The organism is Aeromicrobium sp. CF4.19 (assembly GCF_051262555.1).
Classification (GTDB): Bacteria; Actinomycetota; Actinomycetes; order Propionibacteriales; family Nocardioidaceae; genus Aeromicrobium.
Map to the genome: position 1 here is coordinate 46,093 of NZ_JBIMEU010000010.1, position 14,708 is coordinate 60,800.

The 14,708-nt window shown below is 70.8% G+C and carries 15 protein-coding genes; 7 read left to right on the plus strand and 8 right to left on the minus strand.

The genetic code is table 11. The features are described 5' to 3' along the window. Window positions 1-69 precede the first annotated feature (69 nt). Window positions 70-963 (minus strand): NADP-dependent oxidoreductase, encoded by an 894-nt coding sequence (locus ACHAAC_RS16370; protein WP_435717384.1) that lies wholly within the window; start codon window positions 961-963, stop codon window positions 70-72. A gap of 53 nt (window positions 964-1,016) precedes the next feature. Here ACHAAC_RS16370 and ACHAAC_RS16375 point away from each other — a divergent pair, with 53 nt between their 5' ends. Continuing rightward, the gene (locus ACHAAC_RS16375) at window positions 1,017-1,613 is read left to right on the plus strand and encodes a TetR/AcrR family transcriptional regulator (RefSeq protein ID WP_435717385.1); all 597 of its coding nucleotides are present in this window, start codon (window positions 1,017-1,019) and stop codon (window positions 1,611-1,613) included. A 100-nt stretch (window positions 1,614-1,713) separates the two neighbouring features. On the opposite strand, the gene ychF is transcribed toward ACHAAC_RS16375, so the two are convergent. The 3 genes from ychF to ACHAAC_RS16390 form a co-directional block, all read right to left on the minus strand. Further along, the gene (ychF, locus tag ACHAAC_RS16380) at window positions 1,714-2,802 is read right to left on the minus strand and encodes a redox-regulated ATPase YchF (RefSeq protein WP_435717386.1); all 1,089 of its coding nucleotides are present in this window, start codon (window positions 2,800-2,802) and stop codon (window positions 1,714-1,716) included. An 89-nt stretch (window positions 2,803-2,891) separates the two neighbouring features. Beyond that, the gene (locus tag ACHAAC_RS16385) at window positions 2,892-3,368 is read right to left on the minus strand and encodes a DUF1772 domain-containing protein (RefSeq protein WP_435717387.1); all 477 of its coding nucleotides are present in this window, start codon (window positions 3,366-3,368) and stop codon (window positions 2,892-2,894) included. Next, entirely contained in the window at window positions 3,365-3,904 is a 540-nt protein-coding gene (locus ACHAAC_RS16390; RefSeq protein WP_435717388.1) for a GNAT family N-acetyltransferase, read from the minus strand. The genes ACHAAC_RS16385 and ACHAAC_RS16390 overlap by 4 nt, the downstream gene beginning before the upstream one ends. Window positions 3,905-3,948: 44 nt before the next feature. Here ACHAAC_RS16390 and ACHAAC_RS16395 point away from each other — a divergent pair, with 44 nt between their 5' ends. The 3 genes from ACHAAC_RS16395 (at window position 3,949) to ggt (ending at window position 6,839) form a co-directional block, all read left to right on the plus strand. Next, window positions 3,949-4,275, plus strand: a complete 327-nt coding sequence (locus tag ACHAAC_RS16395) for an antibiotic biosynthesis monooxygenase family protein (RefSeq protein ID WP_435717389.1) — start codon at window positions 3,949-3,951, stop codon at window positions 4,273-4,275. Between the two features lie 152 nt (window positions 4,276-4,427). Then, window positions 4,428-4,859 (plus strand): DUF6542 domain-containing protein, encoded by a 432-nt coding sequence (locus ACHAAC_RS16400; RefSeq protein ID WP_435717390.1) that lies wholly within the window; start codon window positions 4,428-4,430, stop codon window positions 4,857-4,859. A gap of 84 nt (window positions 4,860-4,943) precedes the next feature. Next, window positions 4,944-6,839: a gamma-glutamyltransferase gene (ggt, locus tag ACHAAC_RS16405; protein WP_435717391.1), complete on the plus strand. Its 1,896-nt coding sequence runs from the start codon at window positions 4,944-4,946 to the stop codon at window positions 6,837-6,839. 34 nt (window positions 6,840-6,873) lie between these two features. On the opposite strand, the gene ACHAAC_RS16410 is transcribed toward ggt, so the two are convergent. Further along, entirely contained in the window at window positions 6,874-8,124 is a 1,251-nt protein-coding gene (locus ACHAAC_RS16410) for a DUF418 domain-containing protein (protein WP_435717392.1), read from the minus strand. A gap of 34 nt (window positions 8,125-8,158) precedes the next feature. Next, window positions 8,159-8,803 carry a hypothetical protein gene (locus ACHAAC_RS16415; protein WP_435717393.1) on the minus strand — a complete coding sequence of 215 codons (645 nt, stop codon included), beginning with the start codon at window positions 8,801-8,803 and terminating at the stop codon, window positions 8,159-8,161. Between the two features lie 108 nt (window positions 8,804-8,911). Between ACHAAC_RS16415 and ACHAAC_RS16420 the strand changes: the two genes are divergently transcribed. Next, the gene (locus ACHAAC_RS16420) at window positions 8,912-9,520 is read left to right on the plus strand and encodes a TetR/AcrR family transcriptional regulator (protein ID WP_435717394.1); all 609 of its coding nucleotides are present in this window, start codon (window positions 8,912-8,914) and stop codon (window positions 9,518-9,520) included. Window positions 9,521-9,579: 59 nt separating this feature from the next. Here the strand turns inward: ACHAAC_RS16420 and ACHAAC_RS16425 are convergent, their stop codons facing one another. Next, the gene (locus tag ACHAAC_RS16425) at window positions 9,580-10,059 is read right to left on the minus strand and encodes an SRPBCC domain-containing protein (protein WP_435717395.1); all 480 of its coding nucleotides are present in this window, start codon (window positions 10,057-10,059) and stop codon (window positions 9,580-9,582) included. A 188-nt stretch (window positions 10,060-10,247) separates the two neighbouring features. On the opposite strand from ACHAAC_RS16425, the gene ACHAAC_RS16430 reads away from it, so the two are divergent. Continuing rightward, complete coding sequence (locus ACHAAC_RS16430) at window positions 10,248-10,805, plus strand: dihydrofolate reductase family protein (RefSeq protein WP_435717396.1); 558 nt, start codon at window positions 10,248-10,250, stop codon at window positions 10,803-10,805. A 91-nt stretch (window positions 10,806-10,896) separates the two neighbouring features. Here the strand turns inward: ACHAAC_RS16430 and hrpB are convergent, their stop codons facing one another. Continuing rightward, the gene (gene hrpB, locus ACHAAC_RS16435) at window positions 10,897-13,479 is read right to left on the minus strand and encodes an ATP-dependent helicase HrpB (protein WP_435717397.1); all 2,583 of its coding nucleotides are present in this window, start codon (window positions 13,477-13,479) and stop codon (window positions 10,897-10,899) included. A gap of 281 nt (window positions 13,480-13,760) precedes the next feature. Here hrpB and ACHAAC_RS16440 point away from each other — a divergent pair, with 281 nt between their 5' ends. Continuing rightward, on the plus strand, window positions 13,761-14,450 hold the full coding sequence (locus ACHAAC_RS16440) for an ATP-binding cassette domain-containing protein (RefSeq protein WP_435717398.1): 690 nt from the start codon (window positions 13,761-13,763) through the stop codon (window positions 14,448-14,450). Window positions 14,451-14,708 lie beyond the last annotated feature (258 nt).

Below are 14,708 nucleotides of genomic sequence, written 5' to 3' on the forward strand. Positions count from 1 at the left end.
ATGGCGAGGATCGACACCCTCTCCCGCAGCCTCGCCCTGGTCACCGTCAGAGCTGCCGCCCGCGGCGGGTCACATCACGAGGATGCGCCGCCCTCGGGTGTGTCCGGATTGGCTGTCGCTGTGGGCCACTGAGACCTCGGCGAGCGTATAGGCCCGGGTCACCGGGATCCGCAATGCTCCATCCGCGACCAGGCGAGCAGCCTCGACGAGAGCCGCTTGAACGTCGCCTGCCACTCCGGAGAAGCGGACGCCGAGCTTCGGGGCGTCCAGATCTGCCGTCGTGAGCACTCGGTCCGGCGTGCCCGCGAGCTCCACCAGCTGCGGGATGATCCCTGCTCCTGCGAGGTCCAGGGCTGCATCGACGCGACCGAGTCGGCGCACGCGGTCGACCCAGCCGTCGTCATAGGTCGTCGCCAGCACGCCGAGGCTGCGCAGATAGTCCTGGTTCGCCGGTCCCGCGGTGCCGATCACCGAGATGTCGCGAGATCGGGCGATCTGGACCACCGCCGAACCGACACCTCCGGCGGCACCACTGACCAGAAGGGTTTGACCTGCGTGGACCTGGACCTCGTCGAGGACGCGCAGCGCCGTCTCGACGACGGACGGGTACCCGGCAGCTTCCGCAAAGGTCAGCTCGGCCGGCATCGGATGCCACTGCGTCATGAGCGCTGATTCCGCGTAGGTCTCGATCCCCTCACCGAACACGGCGTCACCGACGTCGATGTCCGCGACGCCCTCGCCCACCTCTTCCACCACGCCCGACGCATCCAACCCGAGCCCGGTCGGCAGCTGCACCGGATGAGCTCCGAGCTTCTGGCCCTCGCGAACCCGCCAGTCGAAGGCGTTGACCGCGGCCGCCCGGACCGCGATCCGCAGCTGTCCGAAGCCTGGCCGTGGCACCTCGCTGTCGACGAGATGGAGTACGTCCGGGCCGCCGAAGCGTGTGTAGATGACCTTCTTCATGCCGACCACGCTACCACTAACGGTTAGCGTTTCATATCCACTATGATCTCACCGTGACCCACGATCCCCAACCCCCCGGTCGCCGCGAGCGCAAGAAGGCAGCGACGCGACGCGGGATCGCCGATGCTGCCCTGCGCATGTTCCGCGAACGCGGGTACGGGTCGGTGGGGATCCGCGAGATCGCCGCCGAAGCCGATGTCGCCGTCACGACCCTCTTCGCACACTTCCCGTCGAAGGAAGCCCTGGTGTTCGAACAGGCCGCTGGCTTCGAGGCGCGCCTCATCGCTGCCGTCACCGAACGTCCAGAGGGAGCTTCGGTGGTCTGTGCACTGCACGAGGAGATCGGGGCCCTCGTTCAGCACTGCACGACCGGGGACGCGACAGGTCTCTGGAGGATGATCGAACAGAGCCCGGAACTCTCGACCTATGCGCAGGTCCTCGAGCTGCGATACGCGCGGGCACTCGCTGCAACGATCCACGCAGATCCGGCCCTCACCACGTCTGAGGTCGCCTCCACCACGATCGCCCGCTTCGCCATGGCCGCCTTCACACTTGCACGGCAGTCCGCGGACCCGCAGGCCACTCTCGAGGAATCCTTCCGCATGATCGAGGCCGCCTGGGCCGCTGCCGGGCCCTCACGGGAGAAGTGATCGACAGCGAGTCCCACCGGGCGCGCCCGTCCCTCCGCCGTTCCGTTCCTGTGGCCGGATGGTGACGACCGCGCATGCCATCCTTGCGCCGCTCGGTTCTCTACACGTTGAAGCGGAACTCCACGACGTCGCCGTCGGCCATGACGTAGTCCTTGCCCTCCATGCGGACCTTGCCGGCGGACTTCGCGGCGTTCATCGACCCGGCCTCGACGAGATCGTCGAAGGAGACGATCTCGGCCTTGATGAAGCCGCGCTCGAAGTCGGTGTGGATGACGCCGGCGGCCTGCGGGGCGGTGGCGCCCTGCGGGATCGTCCAAGCGCGCGACTCCTTGGGGCCGGCGGTCAAGTAGGTCTGGAGGCCGAGCGTGGTGAACCCGACCCGGGCGAGGGCGTCGAGCCCCGGCTCCTCCACGCCCATGTCGGCGAGCATCTCCTCGCGCATCTGTTCGGCCTCCTCGTCGTCGCCCAGCTCGGCCAGCTCGGCCTCGCCCTTGGCGTCCAGGAAGATGGCCTCCGCCGGGGCGACGAGGTCGCGCATGCGGGTCTTGAGGTCGTCGTCGGCGAGCTCGTCGGCGTCGCAGTTGAAGACGAAGAGCAGCTTCTTGGCCGTCAGCAGGTGCAGCTCGCGCAGGACCTCCAGGTCCAGGCCGGCCTGGAAGACGCCGGTGCCGTCGGACAGCACCTGCTCCGCCTTCGTGGCCTCGGCGAGCAGCGGCGCGAGCGACTTGTCCTTGCGGGAGTCCTTCTCCAGCCGCGGGAGGGCCTTCTCGATGGTCTGCAGATCGGCGAGGATCAGCTCGGTGGAGATGGTGGAGATGTCGCTGCCGGGGTCGACCGTCCCGTCGACGTGGGTGACGTCCTCGTCCTCGAAGACCCGCGTCACCTGGCAGATGGCGTCGGACTCACGGATGTGTGACAAGAAGGCGTTGCCCATGCCCTCACCCTCGGACGCGCCGCGCACGATGCCGGCGATGTCGACGAACTGCACCGTCGCGGGCAGGATCTTGGCCGAGCCGAAGATCTCCGCGAGCTTCGCGAGCCGCGAGTCCGGGACGCCGACGACGCCGATGTTGGGCTCGATCGTCGCGAACGGGTAGTTCGCCGCGAGGACGTCGTTACGGGTGAGAGCGTTGAAGAGGGTCGACTTGCCCGCGTTGGGGAGTCCCACGATGCCGATGGAGAGTGCCACGGCGGACCAGCCTACGGGAGGGTCGCAGTGCCCCCGCACCACACCGTCGGAGTCACCCGGCCCGGGCTTTCTCCCGAACCGTGCTGCCCTCACGCCGCAACGGCGAGCAGCGCCACCGCGAAGGCCACCAGGGCGCCCGCGGAGGTGAGGCTGCGCAGGTGGTTCCACGCCACCCAGCGGGGCTCGAAGGCCCGCCGGGTCGCAGTGGGGTCCGCGTCATCCGAAGCCTCCAGCGCGTCGTTGAGGGGGACGTTGACGACCATGGTCACCGCGATCGTGGTGACGTGCAGGGCCACGCCCACCGCGACGGGGACGATCACGGCCGTCGCCGCATCCTCGACCACGGCCACGGTGAGGGTCACGACGCCGGCCACGAGCGTGCCGCCGAAGACCACCGCGAACACCGGGTTGATGATCGCGACGTTGATGCCGCGCATCGCCGCCACGAGCACGCGGTCCGGCGTCCGCCGCAGCCCGGGCATGACGGCGTAGGAGAACGCGGCGAAGAGCCCGGCGTCCAGACCCGCGAGGACGGTCGTCACGAGCGCGAGGACGGTCAGCATCATCGAACGAGCTCGAAGATCCGGCTGGTCGCGCCGTACCAGGGGTCCTCGAGCTCTCCCAGGTCGTGGGCGCCCAGGCGCAGGGCGACGCCGATGGACGGCAGGTTGTCCGGGTACATGTCGATCACCAGCCGCTCGTGCCCGTGCGACAGCGCGGCCGAGGTGAGCGCCGCCGCAGCCTCGGTCGCGTAGCCCTGACCGCCCGCGTCCGGGTGCAGGTGCCACCCGGTCTCGTACTCCCCCACGAACCGGCCGTCGATGCGCTCGAGCCGGGAGATCCCGACCGACCCGAGGAGGGCTCCTGCCCGCAGCTGGACCGCGAGGGAGCAGGTGAGCGGGTCGGTGCCCGGCTTGGCGTTGGCCCGACGGATCCAGTCGTGCGCCTCCTGCAGGCTCGCCATCGGCACGAACGGTGGGTTGGAGAGCCAACGGATCACCTCGAGCCGGCTGTGGATGTCCAGGACGCGCTCGGCGTCGGAGGCCTCGAACGGACGCAGGACGAGACGCTCGGTCTCGATCCGGTCGACGATGACGGTCACGACGTCAGCCTCTCAGGGCGGGGACCACCTGACACCATGGGTGCATGACCGTCATCAAGATCAACGCCATCACGGTTCCGCGGGACTCCGGCGACGAGCTGGCCCACCGCTTCGCCGCCCGGGCCGGCGCCGTGGACGGAGCCGAGGGCTTCGAGGGGTTCGAGCTGCTCAAGCCCACCGACGAGCGCGACCAGTGGCTCGTCCTCACTCGTTGGCGCGACGAGGAGTCGTTCCAGGCCTGGCTGTCCTCCCCCGCGTTCGCCCACGGACACCGCTCCGAGACCGAGCGCGGCGGTGGCGAGACGCCGCGGCCCGTGTCCACGCACAGCGAGGTGTGGAACTACGAGATCGCTGGCGGCTCGAGCGCCTGAGCCGGGAGTCGTGGGGGCTGGGCCTCCCCGGGACGACGCGAAGATCTCGCCGCCCTGCCCGACGTCGGGCGTGTGGCGACGCCGGCACAATTCGTCATGCTGCGCCCGCGAGGGTGCGGGTTTTGTGGGTCGCTCTGGTCTAGCGTCGAGGCATGGCATCGGTGGCCAACAGCCCTGCGCGTCTGGCGAGCACTGACCTCAGTGCCCGGCAGATGATCTGGCTCGCCTGCTTGGCCCTGGCCGTCGTCACCGCGCTCGACCTGCTCGATGGACAGCTCGGCCTCCTCTTCTCCGTGGGCTTCGTGCTCGTGGCCGCCACCATGCCCCTGGCGGTGGACGTTCGTCAGCTGCTGCCCTCGGGGGTCCTGCCCCCGGTGCTGCTCGTGGCCACCATCGCGATCGTCTCCCTCCTGGCACCCGATGCCATCACCGTGGAAGGGATGCCTGCCGACGTCGGCTGGAGCGGCCGGACGCTCGCCGGCACGGTGGACCACGGCGTCACCCTGATGATCGGCCACGGTCTGGCCATCGTCGCCGTCGTGACCCGCATCCTCACCGACCCCGGACACCCGCGCCACGGCTGATCCGCCCGCCGACGCGACCTTGCCGACCTCGGCCGGCGGGCCTACCGTGGTCGGATCGACGTCTTCGGGGGAAGAGGGTCCACCATGTCCACTCGCGCGTTCCTGCGGGGCGGTGCGGCGCTCGTCGCCTCGTCCGCCCTCCTGACCTCCGGCCTCAGCGGTCCCGCCTCCGGCCTCAGTAGCACCGCGTCGGGGGCGGGTGGGGCCGCATCGACCCTCCGCGACCGCACTCCCGAGCCTTCGCCCACCGCGACCGGCAGTGGCGGGGCCGTCTCGTCCGTCGATGCCGAGGCGAGCCGGGTGGGTCTGCAGGTCCTGCGGCACGGCGGCAACGCAGCGGATGCCGCCGTGGCCATGGCATCGGCCCTGGGCGTCACCGAGCCGTACAGCGCAGGCATCGGGGGCGGCGGCTTCTTCGTCTACCACGATGCGAAGACCCGGGAGGTCTCCACGATCGACGGTCGCGAGACCGCTCCGGCCGGCATCGAGCAGGACGCGTTCATCGACCCCGCCACCGGCGAGCCCTACCCGTTCACGCCCGACCTGGTCTCCTCCGGTGTCGCCGTCGGCGTCCCCGGCACCCCCGCCACCTGGGAGGCAGCGCTGCGCGACCACGGCACCTGGTCGCTGCGCAAGGCGCTCGCTCCGTCCATCCTGCTCGCCGCCAAGGGCTTCCGCGTCGACGAGACGTTCCGCAGCCAGACGCTCGACAACGCCGAGCGGTTCGCGGCGTTCCCAGACACCGCCGACCTGTTCCTCCCCGGCGGCGACGCCCCGGCCGTCGGCAGCAGGTTCCGCAACCCCGACCTTGCCAAGACCCTCTCCAGACTGGCGCTGCTGGGCCCCAAGGGCTTCTACCGCGGGCCCGTCGCACGTGACGTCGCGCGGACCGTGCAGCGGCCGCCGGTCGCTCCCGACGCCGACCTCCCGGCGCCGGCCGGATCGATGACCAACAAGGATCTTGCGGGCTACCGGGTCGAGCGGCAAGCACCCACGCACAGCGAGTACCGCGGGATGGACGTCTACGGCATGGCGCCGTCGTCTTCCGGAGGCATCGCGGTGGGTGAGGCGCTCAACGTCCTGGAGGGCTTCGAGCTGGGCAGCGGCGCGGGGCTCGCCCGCTCGCTGCACCTGTACCTCGAGGCCTCCGCGATTGCGTTCGCCGACCGCGCGGCCTACGTCGGCGACGTGCCGGACGTCCCGGTCGAGACGCTGCTCAGCCAGGACTTCGCAGACTCCCGCGCCTGCACGATCGACCCCGAGCAGGCGAGCGAACGGCCCGTGCAGGCTGGTGCTCTCGACGGGCCCGGCGGGGGTGCCGGGCCGGGGGCGGCGAAGGGTGCAGCGTGCGAGACCATGCAGCACGAGGAGAAGCCGGACACCGAGAACGTCTCGACCACGCACCTGTCCGTCGTGGACCGGTGGGGCAACGCGGCGTCCTACACCCTGACGATCGAGCAGACCGGCGGGTCCGGGATCACCGTCCCGGGGCGGGGCTTCCTGCTCAACAACGAGCTGACCGACTTCACCGCCGAGTACGACCCGCAGGATCCCAACCGGATCGAGCCGGGCAAGCGGCCCCGCTCGTCGATGGCGCCCACCATCGTGCTGGAGGACGGCGAGGTGCGCTTCGTCGTCGGCTCCCCCGGTGGCGCCACGATCATCACGACCGTGCTGCAGGTCCTGCTGAACCGTCTGGACCTGGGCATGAGCCTTCCGGAGGCGGTCGCCGCGCCCCGCGCCTCCCAGCGCAACACAGCCACGACGCCGGCGGAGCCCGGATTCATCGAGGCCTACGGCACCCTGCTCGAGCCGTTCGGCCAGGAGCTGGAACCGTCGGGCGACGCCTTCACGTCGCAGGCCGAGATCGGCGCCGCCGCCGCGATCGAGCGCGACGCCAAGGGACGGCTGACGGCTGTTGCCGAGCCCGAGCGACGCGGCGGGGGCACCGCGTACGTGGTGAAGCCGAGGAAGCGGTAGCCGCCCAGACGCTGCCCCGCTCGAGGGCGAGGCCTCACCCTCGGGGCCGCGCCGCACGATAGGTCAGCCTTCGCAGTGCCACCTCGGCCGGGCCTCGCATGCCGTGCCGCTCCATCGCGGCCGCACCGAGGACCGTCACGGACCACACGGCGACGGCGACCAGCAACATCGACCAGCTGGAGAGATGAGCACCGAGGCCCAGGCCCCATGCGGCGAGCAGCGGGCCCCATGCGAGCGACTGCACCAGGTAGCCGCTCATCGAGCGTCGACCCAGCGCCGAGATCCATCGCACCGGCCCGGGGGCGGTCGAGGAGCGACCGGACAGGCGATGGGCGAGGAGACCGAACAGCGCTGCATAGCCCACGCCGGTGAAGATGCCGGCGAAGAAGTGCAGGGAGGTCAGCACGGAGTCCGGGCCGATGTCGCTGACTCCCGTGTGCTGCAGTGCAAGCAGTCCGCCGGTGACCCACCCGACGCCGATGCCCCAGACCGCGAGGCAGCGCAGCAGCGCCAGGTGCTTGCCAGGCTCGTCCAGGATCCGATGGCGCGCAGCGAGCACTCCCATCAGGAAGGCCGCCGGCAGGGCGAGGCTGACGAGTCCGCCCGCCAGCCCCGTCATCCACACGGGCATCCGCTCGACCATGGAGATCAGGTAGTCCGGCTCGGCGATGCTCAGGCGCTGCTCGTTGGCCGGGACCACGGCGGCCTGGCCCGAGGCGAGGGCCGAGATGGCGGCGGTGAGCAGCGAGAAGGCGGCGGCCAGTGCCAGCAGGACACCGATCCAGATCTTCAGCGTGCGGTCGGAGCGAGTGAAGAACAGCGGCACCATGATCAGGCCGATCAGCCCGTAGACGCCGATGATGTCGCCCTGCCACAGCAGTGCGGCGTGGACCGCGCCGAAGACGATCATCCACAGGTGCCGCCGACGCAGCAGTCGGCGCGCTGCGCCGGGATCGGTGCCCTTGGCGACCTGACGGGCGTACATCTGGCCGATGCCGTAGGCGAACAGGAAGCCGAACATCGTGTGCACGCGAGCGTCGACGACCACGAGGGTGAACGCCTGCGCGATCTTGTCGGCCACGTTCCCCACGGTCGGGTGGACGCCGACGCTGCCGGCGGGGGCGGTGTAGAGGAAGTACGGGACGTGGGCGAGGGCGATGAGCAGCAGCATCATCCCTCGGGCCAGGTCGGGTGCGAGGGAACGCTCGGCGACCGGGGTCGAGCGGACCACGGTGCTCGCCGCCCTGTCGGTCTCGTCCGCAGGGCGGAGGGTCTGGTCGGTCATCGGGATCTCCTTGAACGGGGTGGATGGGGCGTGGTCAACCGGCGGCGCCGTCGAGCAGCCAGTGGTAGCGCAGGCGTAGCGAGCGCTCCATGCTGGCCAGCACGGCAGCGAGGCCGGAGGCGATCGTGAGCCACAGGGGAAGGGGCGGCTCGAAGGCGCCATAGCGATCGGCCAGCGGAGGGATCGCCGAGATCGGTCCGGCGATCTCCAGGAGCGTCAGGGTGACGCCGACCAGGAGCATGATCGTGGAGACGACGCCGATCGCTCGGCTCAGCACCGGGCGCTCGCGCTCGAGCCCGAGACGTCGCCCGATGGCCGATCGCGGGTCCGGCGTGAGCTGGTGCTCGGCGCCCTCCGCGTCCACGAAGTGGCATCGCCGGAGCCCGAAGGTGGTCGCCGTGACCTCCAGGTCCCCGCCGTCGAGCGCGAAGACTGCGGGGAGGCGTGACTGCGCGACGTGGCGGCCGTCCCGGTAGAGGTGGGCCATGGTGTCGTCACCGGCCTGCTTGCCCCACTGGCGCACGTCGACGGCGTAGGTCGCCGTGCGGCCGGGCGAGGGGCGCAGGTAGAGCAGCTTGCGGCCGCTCACGAGCTGCCACCAGCGGAAGGGCTCGAGGGGACGGCCGTCACCGCCCTTGACGCGCTTGGCCGCCCTGCGCCGCTTCCAGTCCGCGAACATCGCTTCCTCCTGGGATCGTTACCGAGCCAGTACGCTGTACTGGTCGTGCACGGCGACACTAACACAGTGTGCTAGTACGCTGTACTGGTACACCTGGACGGAGGCACCATGGAGCGACGACCACCCGACGGGCTGGGCAGCCGAGACCGCATCCTGTGGGCTGCCGCATCGATGCTGGGCGACGACCCCGGGGCCGCGCTGAGCGTGCGTGCGGTGGCGGCCCGCGCCGAGGTGAGCACCGGCTCCCTGCGGCACCACTTCCCGACGCAGCGGGCGCTCCTGGACGCCGCGCTCACCGTCGTCTACGACTACCTGCTGCCCGACGACAGCCTCCGCGACAACTCGCTCCCCGCCAGGGACCGCTTGATCTCACACCTGCGCGGGCTGCTCGCGCCAGGCACCGCCGTCGCCTCGCCAGACGAGGCCTGGCCCCTCGTCTTCGACCGGTACGTCCGCAACGACCCCACCGAGGACGCGCGCACGGAGTACGTCGCCATCGAGCGCCAGATGCGCCGCCGCATCGAGCACTTCCTCACCGTCCTGCAGGACGAGGGCGCCGTCCCCGAGGGCGACAATGCCCGCCGCGCACGCTTCCTGATCACCGTACTCAATGGGCTCTCCCTCGCCCAGGCGCTGCCGGCGGACGAGCCGCTCCTGCGCACGGAGGGTGACACCCTTCATCTCGCTGTCGACGCCATCCTCGGCCCGCAGGACTGACCCGAGGCACCGGGCGTCAGCGAGGGCCCGACGGGGCCCCGTCGGGCCGACTCCGGCCCCTATCCCTCAGCGAGCGCCGCCAGGTGGCGCAGCGAGCTCTCCAGGTGCTGGACTCCGAACGGCGGGAACTCGATGACCTCGCGCGCCTGCGCGGTCGCCTCCGACCAGTCGTAGGTCAGCCGGACCTCGGCGCCACCGTCGGCCGTGGGCGTGAGCTCGTAGCGCCAGATCCAGCCGCCGAAGTCCAGACGCCCGGCGGCGTCCTCCGTCCCCGGCGCCCAGGAGATCGTCCGCGGTGGATCGAGCTCCCGAACCTGGTTGGCGATCTCGTACCCGCCATCCGGGTGATTGGGGTGGTACATCCCCATCCGGAACACCTGGCCGGACCTCGTCAGTGGCTCAGCATCGACGGACTCACGGACCCAGCCGGTGCCGTCGATCGCCGCGTGACTGGCCGGGTCGGCGAGCACCGCGAACACCAGCTCGATCGAGGCTTCGACGCTCGCTGTGGCAGAGAGGGTCTCGGAGGCGTCATCCATGACCGACATCGTAGACTCGTATTCCGACTAGGAACAAGGCGGGCGATCGCGTCTGTCCTCCCGAGCGATCCCCGCCCCGGGAACTCGTCCGCGCCGACACCCGAGTCGATCACGTCGGGATGCCGCATCGCAGCAGGGTGGCCCCGGGGCTCGACTAGGCTGGTTTCGAGGGCGACCCAGGAGTGGTGATGGCCAAGCTGATCTACGCCTCGAACATGTCCGTCAACGGCTTCACCGAGGACGCGCACGGCGGCTTCGACTGGGCGCCGCCGGACGACGACATGTTCGCGGCCATCACCGATCTCATGGCCTCCGCCGGCACGTACCTCTACGGGCGACGCATGTACGAGACGCTGGCTGTGTGGGAGACCGAGCCGGCAATGGCGGAGCGGTCAGATCTCGCGGCGCGCTACGCGCACGTGTGGCAGGCGGCCGACAAGGTCGTCCACTCCTCCAGCCTGACCTCGACCTCGACCGCCAGGACACGGCTCGAGCGTCGCTTCGACCCCGACACCGTCCGGTCGCTCAAGGCAGCTGCCGACACGGACCTTCTCGTCGGTGGCCCGCACCTCGCGGCGCAGGCGCTCGCAGCCGGGCTGGTGGACCAGGTCGAGCTGTTCGTCTGGCCCATCGTCCTTGCAGGGCGCAATCCCGCGCTGCCGGACGTCGGACCCATCGAGCTCGCGCTCCTCGACGAGCACCGCTTCACGTGCGGCGCCGTTCGGCTCCGGTACCGGGTGCGGTGACGACGGAGGAACACCCGTGATCCCGCCACGTCTGCGCGATGCCCACCCGGCGGCCGGGTTCGGGCGCACGACGGACGCTCCCGGCACCGCATCACCGTCGAGCGCGGGGCGTGTTCGTCCGTCGGGTGGCCGGCGCGCTGCGGGGATCATCGGGCCAGGGGTGCTTGGGGTAGCGTCCGCGCAGATCAGCACGCACGCCGGGGTAGCCGTTGTCCCAGAAGGACTCCAGGTCTGCCGTGACGGCTGCCGGGCGGCGGGCGGGTGAGAGCAGGTGCAGCAGGAGCGGGACCCTGCCGTCGGCGAGGACCGGCACTGAGGTCCAGCCGAAGACCTCCTGCAGCCTCACGGCGAGCACCGGCTGCTCCTGGGAGTAGTCGATCCGCACGCTCGACCCGCTGGGGACCTCCGCTCGCTCCGGGGCCAGGACGTCGAGCCTGCCCGCCTGGGGCCACGGCAACAACGCCCGCAGCGCGGCACCGACGTCGATGCGGCGAAGGTCCTGGGCCGAGCGGACCCGCGCCAGCTGCGGCCCGAGCCACGACTGGAGGTCCTGCGTCAGCGCCGCGTCACTCACGTCGGGCCAGGGGTCACCGAGAGCCCGGTGCAGGAAGTCGAGGCGAGCGCGCAGCGCCGTGGCTGCCTCCGACCAGACGAAGAGACCGATCCCGTCGCTCTCCAGCGCCCCCCGGATGGCCGCGGCCACGGCTTCCGTCGGCGGATCGCTGAGCGAGACGGAACCGAGCTCGATCGCGCCCAGCAGCGTGCGTCGGCGAGCCAGAACCCGCCCTCCGGTCCAGCTGACCTCGTCCACCTCGGTCCACAGCGAACCCGCCGCCTCCAGCGCCAGGTCCTCGGTGAGCGGGGCCGCCGCCCGGATCCGGGCTTCACGCTCGCCCGACCGCCGGACCGCGTCACCGACCGCGAGCCACTCCAGACCGGCCAGGGGCCCCGGGTCACGAGGATCCAGTGCCGCGCCCGTCCCGGACGTCATCAGGTAGCTCGAGCCTCCGGAGCGCTTGCGCGCGATCCGGTCCGGGTGCGCCAGGGCCACCACCAGTCCCACCGCCACGTCGTCGGTCAGTGCTCGGGCGTCGCGCGACGCCCGTCCGTCGACGCCGTCCGCGCCGCGCTTCTCGACGCGCTGCTCCTTCACGATGGCCTCCAGCCGGGTGACCTGGCTTCGCCACGAGCCCGCCCGCTTGTCGGCGCGCAATGAACGGAGTGCGGCGACCAGGTCTCCGCCGGGAGCACGGACGTCCTCGCTGAGCATCGCGACCACCTCTGCGGCCCGCCGGACCCCGACGAGACCAGCCCCGTCGATGAGAGCCCGTGCCAGCCTGGGGTCGACCGGCACGCCGGCGATCACCCGGCCCCGTGGGGTGGCTCTCCCGTCCTCGGTGATCGCCCCCAGGTCCAACAGCACCTGCCTGGCTGCCGACAGGGCGTGCACCGGTGGCTGGTCGAGCAGCGCCAGGTCGCGCACGTCGCGACTTCCCCAGCAGGCCAGCTCCAGGGTGAAGGCGGTCAGGTCCGCGGTGGCGATCTCGGGCTCCGGGTGAGCGGCGAGATGCGCCTGCTCCGCCTCGGACCAGCAACGCAGCACGGCGCCCGGCCCCAGACGACCTGCTCGTCCCGCTCGTTGCTCGGCCGCTGCCCGGCTCACGGCGACGGTGACCAGGGAGGACAGTCCGCGACGGTGGTCGGTGCGCGGCTCGCGCGAGAACCCGGCATCGACCACGACTCGCACGCCGGGCACCGTCAGTGACGACTCGGCGACCGCGGTCGAGACGATCACCCTGCGACGCGGTCCCTCACTGAGCGCTCGGTCCTGCTCGGCGCCGGACAGGCGTCCGTGCAGGGCGTGCACGGACGCGTCCACCCCGGCAAGGCGACGCATGGTCGCGTCAACCTCCCCGACGCCCGGCACGAAGACCAGGACGTCACCCTCGTGCTCGGCGAGCGCACGGCGCACGGTCGCGGCGACGTGGTCGTGGAAGGCCGGGGTGATCCCCCGGTCGTCGGTACGACGCGACCCCGCCGGCAGCGGGCACCAGACCGCTTGCACCGGATGCAGGGCACCCGGGACGTTGATCACCGGAGCGGCTCGGAGATCGTCGGGGCCGTCGGCAACGTCGTCCCCGCCGAGCAGCGCGGCCGTCCTCTCGGCCTCGATGGTGGCCGACATCGCCACCAGGGACAGGTCCTCCCGCAGGTTGGCCCGGATGTCGATGAGCAGCGCCAGCGTCAGGTCGGCATCGAGATGGCGCTCGTGCACCTCGTCGAGCACGACGGCGCCGACGCCGGCCAGCTCGGGATCGTGCTGGACCCGCCGGAGCAGCAGGCCGGTGGTGACGACCTCGATCCGCGTACGTCGACTGGTCTTCCGGTCTCCTCGGACGGAGTACCCGACCGTCTCCCCCACCGGTTCGCCCAGCAGGTGCGCCAACCGACGAGCGGCAGCGCGGGCTGCGATGCGACTCGGCTGCGTGACGACGACCCGCCCAGCGACGACGGCGGCGACCGCGGGTGGGACCAGCGTCGTCTTCCCGGTGCCGGGCGGTGCGTGGACCACCGCGACTCCGCGGGTGCGGAGCGCCTCGTCGAGCGCGGCCAGGCCCGCGGTGACCGGGAGGTCTGGCGGTGCGGCCAGCAGGCTGCGCAGCGGGTCGGACACTCCTGCAGTGTGCCTGACGCGCCTCGGCGGACGAGATTGCGGGACATCAGCCCACTGACATGCGGGACGTGCGGTGTCAGCAAGCACCAAGGTCAAGGCGCAACCACCGATCCTGATGGATCACCAGGCCCCATGAGCAGCGGTTTGACGCAGGTGACAGTCTCACCAGCATCCTCGACTCCGGGCGCGGGCGCTCAGTGCGTCAGATGAAGTCCTGACGCGATGAAGACCCGGCGTCGGCCGGATGGTCTCACCGATTCCGCCGACACCACACTGGGCACGTGACAGCCGAACTGCGATCACTGACCGTTCACGTGGACACCGGACGATGGGCCGAGACGGTGCTCACTGATGTGGATCTGAGCATCGCTGCCGGGCGCATCACCGTCCTGCTCGGCGGCCCCGGCGCCGGCAAGACGATGATCGCCTACGCCCTGACCGGCCGCCTGCCTGCCGCCGCACGGGCCACAGGCGAGGTCCTGATCGACGGCACCGTCGGCTACATCCCACAAGACGGGATCGACGCCTTCTCCCCCGAACGCACCGTCGGCAGCCAGCTCCAGGCCTTGGAACGACAGCACGGCACCACGGGCGTCCTTCAGGCATGTACCGCCGCCCACTACCCGCTCGATGCCCTGGACCTCCTGCCGCGGCAGCACTCGGCGGGCCAGATCCAGCGGGCAGCCGTCGCCGCTGCCCTGCTCACCACCTCCGAGACACTGATCGCGGACAGCCCGACATCGTCGCTGGACCAGGACACCGCCTACGGCGTGTGGCAGTCGCTCCGAGAGCGCGCCGACGCCGGCACGGCACTGCTGGTAGTCACCGGCGACCTGTCAATGCTCACGGCCACCGGATACGCCGACCGCCTCGTGATCATCGACGAAGGACGCGTGATCGCCGAGGGAACGATGACCGAGCTGGGGGAAACCACGGACCCACGAGTCAGGATCTACTTCCAGCAGCAGTGAGGATCCATCGCCTCGGATGCATCCTCTGGCCCCTGTCCAACCTCTCAAGCGCGGCGAACGCTCAAGGACAACCGGCCGCGCCGACGAACGCGGCGGGGTGCACCACCCTTACGAGACTGAGCTACCCGGTTCCCAGCTGTGGATGGAAGGGAGACAATGTCGCAGGGGTCCAGTAGATTAGACCATGTACTCGAAAGAAGGATCCGAACATGGTCGCCACCCTGCACGAGGAGCACCCTCTGATGACGGGCGTGCGCC